The organism is Pseudomonas sp. 09C 129 (assembly GCF_002843625.1).
Classification (GTDB): domain Bacteria; phylum Pseudomonadota; class Gammaproteobacteria; order Pseudomonadales; family Pseudomonadaceae; genus Aquipseudomonas; species Aquipseudomonas chlororaphis.
On the sequence record NZ_CP025261.1, the window covers coordinates 2,471,646 to 2,485,507 of the forward strand.

The following is a 13,862-nucleotide window of genomic DNA, read 5'->3' on the forward strand; positions in this document are numbered from 1 at the left end:
GGAGGAGGAATCAACCGGCGACTGTGGACGAGATGAAGCGTCTTGATAAAGCCTAATGCTACACAGTCCGACGGTTGTGCATCTCCACCCTACACGTATCCCTGATAATTCGGGTGCTGCCGCGCGCAGAATCCGCAGCGGGTTGGCATTTACCGTGAGCTCCGAAAGGGGAGCTCACGCATCATGGCTAATTTAGGCGGTGTTTCCGAAGCGCTCGCTCGGGTTCGTTCGTAGCTGACTGCACTTTGTGAACTGGCCGTGAATATTTGCTCGAAAGGCGAGTGGAAACTCTGCTTTTCGGCGTGCTTCAGGCCTCATGTCACCTGCGCTTGTTACAACTGCAAAACTCCACCGTTCGTAGCGAAAGCCCCGTAGGACGGCCTCGCATCCTGGTGAATTGCGTTGGTCAGGGCCGGCTGTTGGCCGTTTGTCCGCTGTCCAGGCCGCTTTTGGCGGCGTTCGCGACTATAGCAGTAATCATTAAGTGCTTCAATTCCATAAAAAATTGTTATCATTTGCGCCATGACGACTAATGCCCCCTCGACCCCAGGCGTTCAACTGCTTGAGGTCTCGCCGGAATATGCCGGCCAACGAATCGACAATTTCCTCCTCGCTCGGCTCAAAGGCGTGCCCAAGACCTTGATTTACCGCATTTTGCGCAAAGGCGAAGTGCGGGTGAACAAGGGCCGGATCAAGCCCGAATACAAGCTGCAGGCGGGCGATATCGTGCGCGTGCCGCCGGTGCGCGTGCCGGAGCGTGACGAACCCGTGCCCGTGGCGCAGGGTTTGTTGCAGCGCCTGGAGGCTTCGATTGTCTATGAAGACAAAGCCCTGATCGTGATCAACAAGCCCGCCGGCATCGCTGTGCATGGCGGCAGCGGCCTGAATTTCGGGGTGATCGAAGCCTTTCGTCAGTTGCGCCCGGACGCCAAGGAGCTGGAGCTGGTCCATCGCCTCGACCGCGATACTTCCGGCCTGCTGATGATTGCCAAGAAACGCAGCATGCTGCGTCATTTGCATGAAGCCTTGCGCGGCGATGGTGTCGACAAACGCTACATGGCGCTGGTGCGCGGCAACTGGGCGACCTCGATCAAGCAGGTCCGTGCGCCGCTGCTCAAGAGCAACCTGCGTTCCGGCGAGCGCATGGTCGAAGTGAACGAAGAGGGCAAGGAGGCCTTGACCGTGTTCAAGGTGCTGCGCCGCTTCGGTGACTTCGCCACCATGGTCGAAGCCAAGCCGGTGACCGGTCGTACTCACCAGATCCGTGTGCATACCCTGCATGCCGGGCATTGCATTGCCGGCGACAGCAAGTATGGCGATGACGATTTCACCAAGGAAATCCGTGACCTGGGCGGTAAGCGCCTGTTTCTGCATGCCTACATGCTGACCGTGCCGTTGCCCGATGGCGGCGAGCTGAAATTGCAGGCGCCGGTGGATGAAATGTGGGCCAAGACCGTGGAGCGCCTGAGTGCACCCTGACTACAAACTGCTGATCTTCGACTGGGACGGCACCCTGGCAGACTCCATTGGTCGGATAGTCGAGGCCATGCATGTGGCTTCCGATCGTTCGGGGTTTGCCCGGTGCGACGATTTTGCGGTCAAGGGCATTATCGGCCTGGGATTGCCGGAGGCGATCCGCACGCTGTATCCGCACATCAGTGATGCCGAGCTGGTAGATTTTCGCCAGCACTATGCCAATCACTACATCGCTCTCGAGGCCGAGCCTTCTCCGTTGTTCGCCGGGGTGGTGCAGTCTCTCGAAGCTTTCCGGCGCGAGGGATATCATCTGGCGGTAGCGACCGGTAAGGCGCGGCGTGGCCTGGATCGGGTGTTGAAGGCGCATGGCTGGGAAGATTATTTCGACATCACCCGCGCTGCCGACGAAACCGCGAGCAAGCCTCATCCGTTGATGCTCGAGCAGATCCTGGCGCATTGCGAGGTGCGCCCCGAGCAGGCGTTGATGGTGGGGGATTCCTCTTTCGACCTGCTGATGGCGCGTAACGCAGGCATGGCATCGGTTGCGGTCAGTTATGGCGCGCAATCGCTGGAAGTCTTGCAGGCTTACGAGCCGCGCCTGTCTATCGATAGTTTTCCTCAATTGCATGCCTGGCTCGGCCGGCGGGGCAATTGAGTCTTTTGGGGTAAAAGCATGAGCGACGAATGGAAAGCGCCGAGTAAATCGGCTGCCGACAGTGCTGACGACAAGAGCTGGAAGCTGCTGGAAAAGACCCTGCTGGCCGGTGTGCAAGAGCAGCGGCGTTCGCGGCGCTGGGGGATTTTCTTCAAGCTCCTGACCTTTGTTTATCTGCTTGTGGCCCTGGTGCTGTTTACGCCGTTGATGGATATGGAAAAAACCGCCACCCGCGGGGCCGGTTACACGGCGTTGATCGAGGTGACGGGCGTGATCGCGGACAAGGAGTCGGCGAGCGCCGACAACATCGTGACCGGCTTGCGTGCGGCTTTCGAGGACTCGAAGGTCAAAGGCATTGTGCTGCGTATCAACAGTCCTGGCGGTAGCCCGGTGCAGTCGGGTTATGTCTATGACGAAATCCGTCGCCTGCGTGGATTGCATCCGGATATCAAGGTGTATGCAGTGATTTCCGATCTGGGGGCTTCCGGCGCCTACTACATTGCCAGCGCCGCCGATCAGATCTATGCCGACAAGGCGAGCCTGGTCGGTTCCATCGGGGTCACGGCGGCCGGTTATGGTTTCGTCGGCACCATGGAGAAGCTGGGTGTGGAGCGTCGTACCTACACCTCGGGTGAGCACAAGTCGTTCCTGGACCCGTTCCAGCCGCAGAAGCCCGAGGAAACCCAGTTCTGGCAGGGCGTGCTGGATACCACTCATCGCCAGTTCATCGCCAGCGTCAAGCAGGGGCGTGGCGAGCGTCTCAAGGACAAGGATCATCCGGAGCTGTTCTCCGGTCTGGTCTGGTCCGGCGAGCAGGCGCTGCAACTGGGCTTGATCGATGGGCTGGGGAGTGCCAGTTCGGTTGCCCGGGATGTGGTCGGCGAGAAGGAGTTGGTGGATTTCACCGTGCAGGAATCGCCTTTCGATCGCTTCTCGAAAAAGCTGGGTGCCAGTGTTGCCGAGCATCTGGCCATGTGGATGGGCTTTCAGGGGCCGACACTGCGTTGATTGCGCTGTTTTAAAAAAAGCCGGCCCTATGGCCGGCTTTTTTAGTGTGGGTGGTCAGGGGATTTCCACGCTTTCGGCGAGCAGCATGTCTACCAGGCGGATCAGCGGCAGGCCGATCAGGCTGCTGCCGTCGCTGCCCTCGGTGCTGCGGAACAGGCTGATGCCCAGGCCCTCGGCCTTGAAGCTGCCGGCACAGTCATAAGGCTGTTCGGCGTGCAGGTAGCGTTCGATGCGGGCAGGGCTCAGCTCGCGCATATGCACGGTGAAGGGTATGCAGTCGACCTGGCAGTGGCCGCTCTTGCTGTTGAGCAGCGCCAGGCCGGTGAGAAAGGTCACGCTGGCGCCGCTGGCGGCGAGCAATTGCTCGCGCGCCTTTTCGAACGTGTGGGGCTTGCCGATGATGCGCTCGCCGAGCACTGCAACCTGGTCCGAGCCAATGATCAAGTGTCCCGGGTGGGTGATGGCCAGTGCTCGGGCTTTCTCTTCGGCGAGGCGCTTGACCAGGCCGCTGGCGGATTCCCCGGGGCGGTGGCTTTCGTCGATATCTGGAGAGCTGCAGGTAAATGGCAGGCGCAGGCGAGTGAGCAATTCGCGCCGGTAGGCCGAGCTTGAGGCAAGTAATAAAGGCAGCATGCGCATCTCCTGAGGCTGGCCGCGAATTCTAGCGGGGCTTGCAAGTGACGGACAGGGCTGAATTTCCTTTGACATGGCCGGGGGCATCCCTATAATGCTGCGCCTATGTTGAATGACCCGATTCCACCTCACGTTGACCCGCGCAAATTGGCTGACCGTGGCACCACCCTTCAAGGTGAACTGCTGCTGGCCGATTTGAAGAGACTCTGCGACCCGCTTTCCGACGATGTCGGTACGGTGCAGGCTAAATTCGTTTTTGAACGAGATGAACGTAAATCTGTGGTGATCCACAGCTTTATCGACACTGAAGTCAAAATGGTTTGCCAGCGTTGTCTTGAGCTGGTCACCCTGCCGATCCACAGCGAATGCAGTTACGCTGTGGTGAAGGAGGGTGCGAATACCCAGTCGTTGCCGAAAGGTTATGACGTGCTGGAACTGGGCGAAGATCCTTTGGATCTGCAGGCTTTGATCGAGGAGGAGCTTTTGCTCGCCTTGCCCATCGTGCCTGCTCATCATCCGGAAGAATGCCAGCAGCCGGCGGGTCTCGATGAGCCCGAACCGAGCGAGGACGAGGTAACGCGGTCCAACCCGTTCAGTGTATTGGCGCAGTTAAAGCGTGACCCAAACGTTTAGGAGTTAATCAATTATGGCTGTTCAGCAGAACAAAAAATCCCGCTCTGCCCGTGACATGCGTCGTTCGCACGACGCTCTCGAGGCTAGCACCCTGTCCGTAGAAAAGACCACTGGTGAAGTTCACCTGCGTCACCACGTATCGCCAGAAGGCGTATACCGTGGTCGTAAAGTGATCGATAAGGGCGCTGACGAGTAATCCTTGTCCGCTCAAGTCATCGCGATTGACGCAATGGGCGGGGACTTCGGTCCCCGCAGCATTGTTCAGGCCAGCCTTGCTTGCCTGTCTGCCACCCCCTCGCTGCACCTGGCCCTTGTCGGTCAACCTTTCCTTCTAGAAGAACTGATTTCCGGTCATTCGGCTGTGGATCGCGCGCGCCTGACGGTTGTGCCCGCCGCAGAAGTCATTGGCATGGATGAAAAACCTTCCCAGGCTCTGCGTGGCAAGCCGGACTCCTCCATGCGGGTGGCGTTAGAGCTGCTGCGTGATGGCAAGGCCCAGGCCTGTGTCAGCGCCGGCAATACCGGTGCGCTGATGGCGTTGTCGCGTTATGTGTTGAAAACCCTTCCGGGCATCGATCGTCCGGCGATGGTGGCGGCTATTCCAACCCAGCGCGGCTATTGCCAACTGCTGGATCTGGGGGCAAACGTCGATTGCAGCGCTGAGCACCTGTTCCAGTTCGCGGTCATGGGGTCGGTGGCAGCCGAGACGCTGGGGGTCGTTCGTCCGCGAGTGGCGTTGCTCAATATCGGTACTGAAGACATCAAGGGCAATCAGCAGGTCAAGCTGGCAGCTAGCCTGCTGCAGAATGCCCGGGGTCTGAATTACATCGGTTTTGTCGAGGGCGACGGGTTGTATCGCGGCGAGGCGGACGTGGTGGTGTGCGACGGTTTTGTCGGCAACATCCTGCTCAAGTCCAGCGAGGGGCTGGCGACCATGATTGCCGCGCGCATCGAATCCCTGTTCAAGCAAAACGCGGTTTCCCGTGTGGTCGGTGCTCTGGCGCTGCCGCTGATGCGGCGTCTGCAGGCCGATCTGGCGCCGGCGCGACACAATGGCGCGAGTTTTCTCGGCTTGCAGGGAATAGTCGTGAAAAGCCACGGTTCGGCAGGGGTTCAGGGTTTCCAGAGTGCGATTCAACGGGCGTTGATCGAGATCCAGGAAAACCTCCCGGAGCGCCTGCATGGGCGGCTCGAAGATCTGTTGCTTTAGGCGTTTGCACTCGGAAATGCTTAAATGTGACCGCTCAGTTCAATTGGCCATCCAACTGTCAGTTTCTTGCGTCCACCACGGTGCGGCGTCAATTCTCCGACGACAAGATCATTAGGGGCTTGTTACATGTCTGCATCCCTCGCATTCGTCTTTCCAGGACAGGGCTCGCAGTCCCTCGGCATGTTGGCCGAGTTGGGCGCACAGTACCCGTTGATCCTCGAAACCTTCAAAGAAGCTTCCGATGCTCTGGGCTACGATCTCTGGGCCTTGACCCAAGAGGGTCCCGAAGAGCTGCTCAATCAAACCGACAAAACCCAGCCGGCCATTCTGACTGCCTCTATCGCCCTGTGGCGTCTGTGGCTGGCGGAAGGCGGGGCGCGCCCGGCATTCGTTGCCGGCCATAGCCTGGGTGAATACAGCGCGCTGGTTGCCGCTGGCAGCCTGACTCTGGGCGAAGCCGTGAAGCTGGTAGAGCGTCGCGGTCAGTTGATGCAAGAAGCTGTTCCTGCAGGGCAGGGCGGCATGGCGGCGATTCTCGGCCTGGAAGATGCCGATGTGCTGGCCGCTTGTGCCGAAGCCGCACAAGGCGAAGTAGTCAGTGCGGTCAATTTCAACTCCCCGGGCCAGGTGGTGATCGCCGGCGCCAAGGCCGCTGTCGAGCGCGCCATCGAGGGTTGCAAGGCACGTGGCGCCAAGCGCGCCATGCCATTGCCTGTCAGCGTGCCATCACACTGCGAGCTGATGCGTCCGGCTGCCGAGCGTTTCGCCGAGTCGATTGCCGCCATCAACTGGCAGGCGCCACAGATTCCGTTGGTACAGAACGTCAGCGCCGATGTGGCGCCGGATCTCGAAACCCTCAAGCGCGACCTGTTGGAGCAGTTGTACAAGCCGGTGCGTTGGGTGGAGTCGGTGCAGACCCTGGCCGCCAAGGGCGCCACCCAGTTGGTCGAGTGTGGTCCGGGCAAGGTCCTGGCGGGTCTCAACAAGCGCTGCGCCGAAGGCGTATCGACCTCTAACCTGAACACCCCAGATGCCTTCGCTGCCGCTCGCGCAGCGTTGGTCTGAATTAGGAGAAGCCTGCATGAGTCTGCAAGGTAAAGTTGCATTGGTTACCGGCGCCAGCCGCGGTATTGGCCAGGCCATCGCGCTTGAGCTGGGTCGCCTGGGCGCGATCGTTGTGGGTACCGCAACTTCCGCTTCGGGGGCCGAGGGTATTGCTGCCACCTTGAAGGAAAACGGCATTCAGGGCGCAGGCCTTGAGCTCAATGTCACCAGTGACGAGTCCGTTGCTGCCGTACTGGCCAGCATTCAGGAGCAGTTCGGCGCACCGGCGATCCTGGTGAACAACGCCGGTATTACCCGTGACAACCTGATGATGCGCATGAAAGACGACGAGTGGTACGACGTGATCGATACCAACCTGAACAGTCTGTATCGCCTGTCCAAAGGCGTTCTGCGCGGCATGACCAAGGCTCGCTGGGGTCGAATCATCAGTATTGGTTCGGTGGTGGGTGCCATGGGCAACGCTGGCCAAGTAAACTACGCCACCGCCAAGGCGGGTCTGGAAGGTTTCAGCCGTGCTCTGGCGCGTGAGGTTGGCTCGCGGTCGATTACCGTGAACTCGGTGACTCCGGGTTTCATCGATACCGACATGACCCGCGACTTGCCTGAAGCGCAGCGTGAAGCGCTGCAAACACAAATTCCGCTGGGTCGTCTGGGGCAGGCTCAAGAGATCGCGCAAGTGGTCGCTTTTCTTGCATCCGACGGTGCGGCATACGTGACCGGGGCTACAATCCCGGTGAACGGCGGGATGTACATGTGAGTTAAATGTGACGGATTGCTTCAAAAAAATGTCATACGAGCTGTCTAAAATCCGTTATAAAGCTGCAATCAATTTATAGGCAGGTGGCCAAAGGGTTTGAGGAGTGAAGCTTTCAGTTGAAAAGCTGAAAAGCCTTTCTATACACTTACCCACTGGCCAGCTGCCTGAATTTGTCCATTAGGAGTGAAAACAAGGTATGAGCACCATCGAAGAGCGCGTCAAGAAAATCGTTGCTGAGCAACTGGGCGTTAAAGAAGAAGAAGTTGTTAACACCGCTTCCTTCGTTGAAGACCTGGGTGCCGACTCCCTTGACACCGTTGAGCTGGTGATGGCTCTGGAAGAGGAATTCGAGACCGAAATCCCTGACGAAGAAGCTGAAAAGATCACTACCGTTCAAGCAGCTATCGACTACGTTACCAGCCACCAGGCTTAATCGTATTTAGTCGTCTTTTGCTGTCATGGAAAAACCGCACTGCCGTTACGGCGTGCGGTTTTTTCTTTAGGCCTGATGCAAAGTGTCGTCATTAGAAAAAGGAGAGTGCTGTGTCGCGTAGACGCGTCGTAGTCACCGGTATGGGTATGTTGTCGCCACTGGGTACGGATGTTCCGAGCAGCTGGCAGGGCATTCTGGCTGGCCGCAGTGGCATTGGTCTGATCGAACACACCGACCTTTCTGCCTATTCCACCCGTTTTGGCGGCTCGGTAAAGGGCTTCAATGTCGAGGAATACCTGTCGGTCAAAGAGGCCCGCAAGCTCGACCTGTTCATTCAATACGGCTTGGCGGCCGGTTTTCAGGCAGTGCGTAATGCTGGCCTGGAAGTGACCGATGCCAACCGCGAGCGAATCGGCGTTGCCATGGGGTCGGGTATTGGCGGTTTGACCAATATCGAGGAAACCAGCCGCACGCTGCATGATTCCGGCCCGCGTCGAATCTCTCCATTCTTCGTGCCTGGCTCGATCATCAATATGATTTCCGGATTCCTGTCCATCCATCTGGGTGCCCAGGGGCCGAACTACGCCATTTCCACGGCCTGCACCACAGGTACCCACTGCATTGGCATGGCGGCCCGCAATATTGCCTTCGGCGAAGCCGACGTGATGATCGCCGGTGGCGCTGAAATGGCCGCCTGCGGCCTGGGCATGGGTGGCTTTGGCGCATCCCGCGCGCTGTCGACCCGCAATGACGAGCCAACCCGTGCCAGCCGTCCTTGGGACAAGGGCCGTGATGGCTTCGTGCTGTCCGACGGTGCCGGCGCGCTGGTGCTCGAAGAGCTGGAGCATGCCAAGGCCCGTGGCGCGACCATCTATGCCGAACTGATCGGTTTTGGTATGAGCGGCGATGCCTACCACATGACTTCGCCACCCGCCGATGGCGCCGGTGCGGCGCGTTGCATTGCCAATGCGCTGCGTGACGCCAAGCTGAACGTCGAGCAGGTGCAGTACATCAATGCCCACGGTACTTCGACACCTGCCGGTGACCTGGCGGAAGCCGAGGCGATCAAGACTGTGTTCGGCGATCACGCCTACAAGCTGGCGATCAGCTCCACCAAGTCCATGACCGGCCATCTGCTGGGTGCCGCGGGTGCCATCGAGGCCATCTTCAGCGTGCTGGCGATCAACAGCCAGGCAGCGCCGCCGACCATCAACCTCGATGAGCCGGACGAAGGTTGCGACCTGGATTTCGTGCCACACACCGCGCGCAACATGGACATCGACGTGGTGCTGTCCAACTCCTTCGGGTTCGGCGGTACCAACGGCTCCCTGGTGTTCCGCCGGTTCGCCGGCTGATGGACTGCTGGGTCGACGGTCAGCCGGCTGACGTTCTGTCGCTCAAGGACCGCGGCCTGGCTTATGGCGATGGCCTGTTCGAGACCATCGCGGTAAGGGCGGGCCAGCCCTTGTTGCTGGAGCGGCATTTGCTGCGCCTGGCCGAGGGCTGTTCGCGCCTGGCCATCGCTGCCGATCAAGCGTTGATCCGCAGCGAGCTCACCGCCTACGCCTCGCTGCTGGGGGAGGGCGTGCTCAAGCTGATCCTCACCCGGGGTGACAGCCAGCGCGGTTATGCCGCCGACCCGCGGGCGCAGCCGCGGCGAATCTTCCAGGGCAATGCGCCGGCCGCTTACCCGGCGGCGCATGCCGAGCAGGGGGTTCGACTGTTCCCTTGCGCCACCCGCCTGTCCGAGCAGCCCTTGCTCGCCGGCCTCAAGCACCTCAACCGACTGGAGCAGGTTCTTGCCCGTTCCGAGTGGCAGGACAGCGAGCATGCCGAAGGCTTGATGCTCGACGTTTCCGGGCGGGTGATCGAGGGCGTGTTCAGCAATCTGTTCCTGGTGCGCGACGGTGCCTTGTTCACGGCCGATCTGAGTCGTTGCGGGGTCGCCGGAGTGATGCGCGCTGAAATATTGTTTCAGGCCGCGTCGTTGGCTATCCCCACGGAAATCGCCGACATCAGTCTCGAACAGTTGCAACAGGCCGACGAAGTCTTTGTCTGCAACAGTGTCTATGGCATTTGGCCGGTGCTTGCCTGTGGCGCGCTGCGCTGGTCGGCCGGACCGCTCACCCGTAAACTGCAACGCATTGCCCGCACGCTACTGGATGCCTGATTTGTGAGACGTAAACTATTGCTTCTGCTGGAGACCGGACTGGTTCTGGCAGGTCTGGCGCTGGGCGCCTCGGCCTGGAAGTTGAACTCGGCGCTGGAGCAGCCTCTCAACCTGACCCAAGAGCAATTGCTCGACGTGCCGGCTGGCTCGACGCCAGGCGGTACCTTCAACCGTATGGAAGCCAATGGCGTTCTCAAGGACGCGTTCTGGCTGCGCCTGTACTGGCGCTTCAACATGGAAGGACAGCCACTGCACAGCGGCGAATACCGCATGACCCCAGGGATGACCGCGCAAGGCCTGATCGGGGTCTGGCAGCGTGGTGAAGTGGTGCAGTACAGCCTGACCCTGGTGGAAGGCTGGACCTTCCGTCAGGTGCGCGCGGCGTTGGCCAGGCATGACAAGCTCGAACAGACCCTGAATGGGTTGAGTGACAGTGAAGTCATGGAAAAGCTCGGTCACGGCGGAGTTTTCCCCGAAGGCCGGTTCTTTCCCGATACCTACCGTTTCGTGCGTGGGATGACCGATGTCGAGCTGCTGGAAAAAGCCTACAGCCGCCTGGACGAGGTGCTGGCCAAGGAATGGAACAAGCGCTCGGCCGATGTGCCTTATACCGAGCCCTATCAGGCGCTGATCATGGCCTCGCTGGTGGAGAAGGAAACCGGCGTGCCCCAGGAGCGCGGACAGATTGCCGGGGTATTCGTGCGCCGCATGCAGGTGGGTATGTTGCTGCAAACCGATCCGACGGTGATCTATGGTCTGGGCGAGCGTTACAACGGTAAGTTGACCCGCGCCCTGCTGAAGGAAGCGACCCCCTACAACACCTACGTGATCAGTGGCTTGCCGCCGACGCCGATCGCCATGGTCGGTCGCGAGGCGATCCATGCCGCGCTCAACCCGGTGCCGGGCAGCAGTCTGTATTTCGTGGCGCGTGGCGATGGCAGTCATGTGTTCTCCGACGATCTGGATGCACATAACAATGCCGTGCGCGAGTTTCAGCTCAAGCGTCGCGCCGATTATCGTTCCAGCCCGGCACCGGCGGGCAGCCCGGCGGCTTCCGAAGCTCCGGAGTCGACTCCGGCGGCGTCACCCGATACGGCGCTCGAGGCGGTTCCGCAGGAGTCCCCTGAAGAGCCTTCTCAGGAGGCCCCCCAAGTGAGCCCGGAAGTACCGCCGCAAGCACCGCTCGAAACTCCCGTCGAGCCCGAGCCGAAAAGCCCGCAATGACTTTGATTAAGGACTGCCTGTGACTGGCTTGTTTATTACTCTGGAAGGCCCGGAAGGCGCGGGTAAGAGCACCAACCGCGAATACCTGGCCGAGCGCCTGCGCGCCTCAGGCATCGAGGTGTTACTGACTCGCGAGCCGGGCGGTACGCCCTTGGCCGAGCGGATCCGCGAGGTGCTGCTGACCCCCGGCGACGAGGTCATGAATCCCGATACCGAGCTGTTGCTGGTGTTCGCCGCGCGCGCCCAGCATCTGGCCGAGGTGATTCGTCCGGCACTGGCCCGTGGCGCGGTGGTGTTGTGCGACCGTTTTACCGATTCCACCTACGCCTATCAGGGCGGTGGTCGTGGTTTGTCCGTTGAGCGCATCGCGACCCTGGAGCAATTCGTTCAGGGTGAGCTGCGGCCCGACCTGACCCTGGTGTTCGACCTGCCGGTCGAAGTGGGTCTGGCCCGCGCCAGCGCCCGGGGCCGTCTGGACCGTTTCGAGCTGGAAGGCCGGGTATTCTTCGATGCGGTACGCCAGGCGTACCTGAAGCGCGCGGCAGCCGATCCGGCGCGTTACCTGTTGGTGGATGCGGCGCAGCCGCTGTCCCAGGTCCAGCAAGCACTGGACGCCCTGTTGCCGAAATTGCTGGAGCTGCACCGTGGCTGAGGCCTTTCCCTGGCAGGACGAACTCTGGCAGCAGCTGGCGGGCCGAGCGCAGCATGCCCACGCCTATCTGCTCCATGGCCCGGCGGGCATCGGCAAGCGTGCGCTGGCCGAGCGCCTGATGGCGCGTCTGCTGTGCCAGCGTCCGGCCGGACTGGATGCCTGCGGGCAATGCAAGTCGTGCTTGCTGCTGCAGGCCGGCAGCCATCCGGACAACTACGTGCTGGAGCCGGAGGAAGCGGACAAGGCGATCAAGGTCGACCAGGTGCGCGAGCTGGTCAGCTTCGTGGTGCAGACCGCGCAACTGGGCGGGCGCAAGGTGGTGCTGATCGAACCGGTGGAGTCGATGAACATCAACGCTTCCAACGCGCTGCTGAAAAGCCTCGAAGAGCCGTCCGGCGATACGGTGTTGCTGCTGGTCAGCCACCAGCCGAGCCGCTTGTTGCCGACCATCAAGAGTCGCTGCGTGCAGCAGGCCTGTCCTCTGCCCAGTGAGGCCATGAGCCTGCAATGGCTGAGCAAGGCCCTGCCGGACTGTTCGGAAGAGGAGCGGGTCGAGCTGTTGACCCTGGCGGCCGGTTCGCCCCTGGCGGCTGTCAGCCTGCAGGCCCAGGGCGCGCGCGAGCAGCGGGCGCAGGTGGTCGACGGGGTGAAGAAGTTGCTCAAGCAGCAACAGTCGCCGACCCAGCTGGCCGAAGGCTGGAATGCAATACCCTTGCTGTTGCTGTTCGACTGGTTCTGCGACTGGTCGAGCCTGATCCTGCGCTATCAGCTGACGCAGGACGAGGAGGGGTTGGGATTGGTCGATATGCGCAAAGTGGTGCAGTACCTCGCGCAGAAGTCCTCCCAGGCCAAGGTTCTGGAGATCCAGGACTGGATCCTTGCGCAGCGCCAGAAGGTGTTGAACAAGGCCAACCTCAATCGGGTGCTGTTGCTCGAAGCCTTGCTGGTGCAGTGGGCCGCACTGCCTGCCCGCAACTGACGGCGGCGCCTGGAAACAAACCGAATCGCCGGCTGCCGCTCGGGCCGGCCTGTTCATTGACCGAATGTGGTTGTCGCTTCTTATGCTTGTAGATTCCCATTGTCACCTCGATCGCCTCGACCTCGCCGCTCATGACGGCTCCCTGGATGCCGCCCTGGACGCGGCTCGTCAGCGCGGTGTCGGGCATTTCCTGTGCATTGGCGTCAGCGCCGACAATGCGGCCGACGTCAAGGCTTTGGCTGAGCGTTATGACGACGTCGATTGCTCGGTGGGTGTCCATCCCCTGGATGTCCAGCCTGGCGCCGCACCAGCCCTCGACTGGCTGCTGCAGGAACTGAACCATCCGCGGGTGGTGGCCATCGGCGAGACCGGCCTGGATTACCACTACGAACCGGAAGCCGCGCAGTTGCAGCAGGAATCCTTCCGCCTGCACCTGCAAGCCGCCCAGCAGACCGGCAAGCCGGTGATCGTCCACACCCGTGGCGCGCGCACCGATACCCTGACCCTGCTGCGTGAAGCGGCGTTGCCGCAAGCCGGGGTCCTGCACTGCTTCACCGAAGACTGGGACATGGCCAAGGCCGCGCTGGACCTGGGTTTCTACATTTCCCTGTCCGGGATTGTCACTTTCCGCAATGCCGATGCACTGCGGGACGTGGCGCGCCAGGTGCCGGCCGACCGTTTGCTGGTGGAAACCGATTCGCCGTACCTGGCGCCGATTCCTTATCGCGGCAAGCCCAACCTGCCGCAGTACGTGCGTGAAGTCGCCGAGTTCCTGGCCATGCTGCGTGGGGAGCCCTACGAGCGTTTTGCCGAACAGACCACCGAGAACTTCAAGCATCTGTTCCCGCTGGCGCACGTCAAGGGCTGAATCGCAGGCAAAAAAAACCCGGGTTCTGGGGGGTGAATCCGGGTTAAGACCATTAGGAGTAAAACAAAGGCACGCCATCCCTTGGTACCTTCATCGGCG

General features: G+C 60.8%; 16 protein-coding genes. 15 read left to right on the forward strand and 1 reads right to left on the reverse strand.

Annotation, left to right across the window (positions count from 1 at the left end; translation table 11 throughout):
* Nucleotides 1–522: 522 nt before the first annotated feature.
* From rluC to sppA, 3 genes are read left to right on the forward strand one after another with little or no spacing between them, the layout of a single operon-like run.
* A complete protein-coding gene (rluC, locus tag CXQ81_RS11325; protein WP_101337226.1) occupies nucleotides 523–1,479 on the forward strand; it encodes a 23S rRNA pseudouridine(955/2504/2580) synthase RluC in 957 nt (318 codons plus the stop codon).
* A complete protein-coding gene (locus tag CXQ81_RS11330; RefSeq protein ID WP_101337227.1) occupies nucleotides 1,469–2,131 on the forward strand; it encodes an HAD-IA family hydrolase in 663 nt (220 codons plus the stop codon). Before rluC ends, CXQ81_RS11330 begins: the two co-directional genes overlap by 11 nt.
* Before the next feature lie 18 nt (nucleotides 2,132–2,149).
* The gene (gene sppA / locus CXQ81_RS11335) at nucleotides 2,150–3,139 is read left to right on the forward strand and encodes a signal peptide peptidase SppA (RefSeq protein ID WP_101337228.1); all 990 of its coding nucleotides are present in this window, start codon (nucleotides 2,150–2,152) and stop codon (nucleotides 3,137–3,139) included.
* Nucleotides 3,140–3,193: 54 nt separating this feature from the next.
* Here the strand turns inward: sppA and CXQ81_RS11340 are convergent, their stop codons facing one another.
* On the reverse strand, nucleotides 3,194–3,772 hold the full coding sequence (locus tag CXQ81_RS11340; protein WP_101337229.1) for a nucleoside triphosphate pyrophosphatase: 579 nt from the start codon (nucleotides 3,770–3,772) through the stop codon (nucleotides 3,194–3,196).
* A 105-nt stretch (nucleotides 3,773–3,877) separates the two neighbouring features.
* Between CXQ81_RS11340 and CXQ81_RS11345 the strand changes: the two genes are divergently transcribed.
* From CXQ81_RS11345 to CXQ81_RS11400, 12 genes are all read left to right on the forward strand, one after another.
* The gene (locus CXQ81_RS11345) at nucleotides 3,878–4,405 is read left to right on the forward strand and encodes a YceD family protein (protein ID WP_007928051.1); all 528 of its coding nucleotides are present in this window, start codon (nucleotides 3,878–3,880) and stop codon (nucleotides 4,403–4,405) included.
* Between the two features lie 13 nt (nucleotides 4,406–4,418).
* Entirely contained in the window at nucleotides 4,419–4,601 is a 183-nt protein-coding gene (gene rpmF, locus CXQ81_RS11350) for a 50S ribosomal protein L32 (protein WP_003179396.1), read from the forward strand.
* A 3-nt stretch (nucleotides 4,602–4,604) separates the two neighbouring features.
* Entirely contained in the window at nucleotides 4,605–5,615 is a 1,011-nt protein-coding gene (gene plsX / locus CXQ81_RS11355; protein WP_009042849.1) for a phosphate acyltransferase PlsX, read from the forward strand.
* Between the two features lie 126 nt (nucleotides 5,616–5,741).
* Nucleotides 5,742–6,680: an ACP S-malonyltransferase gene (gene fabD / locus CXQ81_RS11360; protein WP_009047834.1), complete on the forward strand. Its 939-nt coding sequence runs from the start codon at nucleotides 5,742–5,744 to the stop codon at nucleotides 6,678–6,680.
* A gap of 16 nt (nucleotides 6,681–6,696) precedes the next feature.
* Nucleotides 6,697–7,437: a 3-oxoacyl-ACP reductase FabG gene (fabG, locus tag CXQ81_RS11365; protein WP_007928054.1), complete on the forward strand. Its 741-nt coding sequence runs from the start codon at nucleotides 6,697–6,699 to the stop codon at nucleotides 7,435–7,437.
* A 196-nt stretch (nucleotides 7,438–7,633) separates the two neighbouring features.
* The gene (gene acpP / locus CXQ81_RS11370) at nucleotides 7,634–7,870 is read left to right on the forward strand and encodes an acyl carrier protein (RefSeq protein ID WP_003175607.1); all 237 of its coding nucleotides are present in this window, start codon (nucleotides 7,634–7,636) and stop codon (nucleotides 7,868–7,870) included.
* Between the two features lie 110 nt (nucleotides 7,871–7,980).
* A complete protein-coding gene (gene fabF / locus CXQ81_RS11375; RefSeq protein ID WP_092418124.1) occupies nucleotides 7,981–9,225 on the forward strand; it encodes a beta-ketoacyl-ACP synthase II in 1,245 nt (414 codons plus the stop codon).
* Nucleotides 9,225–10,040, forward strand: coding sequence for an aminodeoxychorismate lyase (gene pabC, locus CXQ81_RS11380; protein ID WP_101337230.1), 816 nt, complete (start codon nucleotides 9,225–9,227; stop codon nucleotides 10,038–10,040). Before fabF ends, pabC begins: the two co-directional genes overlap by 1 nt.
* A 3-nt stretch (nucleotides 10,041–10,043) precedes the next feature.
* Nucleotides 10,044–11,264 (forward strand): endolytic transglycosylase MltG, encoded by a 1,221-nt coding sequence (gene mltG, locus CXQ81_RS11385; RefSeq protein ID WP_101337231.1) that lies wholly within the window; start codon nucleotides 10,044–10,046, stop codon nucleotides 11,262–11,264.
* 19 nt (nucleotides 11,265–11,283) lie between these two features.
* On the forward strand, nucleotides 11,284–11,916 hold the full coding sequence (tmk, locus tag CXQ81_RS11390) for a dTMP kinase (RefSeq protein WP_101337232.1): 633 nt from the start codon (nucleotides 11,284–11,286) through the stop codon (nucleotides 11,914–11,916).
* Entirely contained in the window at nucleotides 11,909–12,895 is a 987-nt protein-coding gene (locus CXQ81_RS11395; protein WP_087088741.1) for a DNA polymerase III subunit delta', read from the forward strand. Before tmk ends, CXQ81_RS11395 begins: the two co-directional genes overlap by 8 nt.
* A gap of 82 nt (nucleotides 12,896–12,977) precedes the next feature.
* A complete protein-coding gene (locus CXQ81_RS11400) occupies nucleotides 12,978–13,763 on the forward strand; it encodes a TatD family hydrolase (RefSeq protein WP_101337233.1) in 786 nt (261 codons plus the stop codon).
* Nucleotides 13,764–13,862: the final 99 nt, after the last annotated feature.

Coding starts and splice junctions, on each gene's coding strand:
- acpP (WP_003175607.1), top strand. CDS start 7,634: ATGAGCACCATCGAAGAGCGCGTCAAGAAAATCGTTGCTGAGCAACTG.
- rluC (WP_101337226.1), top strand. CDS start 523: ATGACGACTAATGCCCCCTCGACCCCAGGCGTTCAACTGCTTGAGGTC.
- CXQ81_RS11340 (WP_101337229.1), bottom strand. CDS start 3,772: ATGCTGCCTTTATTACTTGCCTCAAGCTCGGCCTACCGGCGCGAATTG.
- fabG (WP_007928054.1), top strand. CDS start 6,697: ATGAGTCTGCAAGGTAAAGTTGCATTGGTTACCGGCGCCAGCCGCGGT.
- fabD (WP_009047834.1), top strand. CDS start 5,742: ATGTCTGCATCCCTCGCATTCGTCTTTCCAGGACAGGGCTCGCAGTCC.
- rpmF (WP_003179396.1), top strand. CDS start 4,419: ATGGCTGTTCAGCAGAACAAAAAATCCCGCTCTGCCCGTGACATGCGT.
- sppA (WP_101337228.1), top strand. CDS start 2,150: ATGAGCGACGAATGGAAAGCGCCGAGTAAATCGGCTGCCGACAGTGCT.
- CXQ81_RS11400 (WP_101337233.1), top strand. CDS start 12,978: ATGCTTGTAGATTCCCATTGTCACCTCGATCGCCTCGACCTCGCCGCT.
- pabC (WP_101337230.1), top strand. CDS start 9,225: ATGGACTGCTGGGTCGACGGTCAGCCGGCTGACGTTCTGTCGCTCAAG.
- CXQ81_RS11345 (WP_007928051.1), top strand. CDS start 3,878: ATGTTGAATGACCCGATTCCACCTCACGTTGACCCGCGCAAATTGGCT.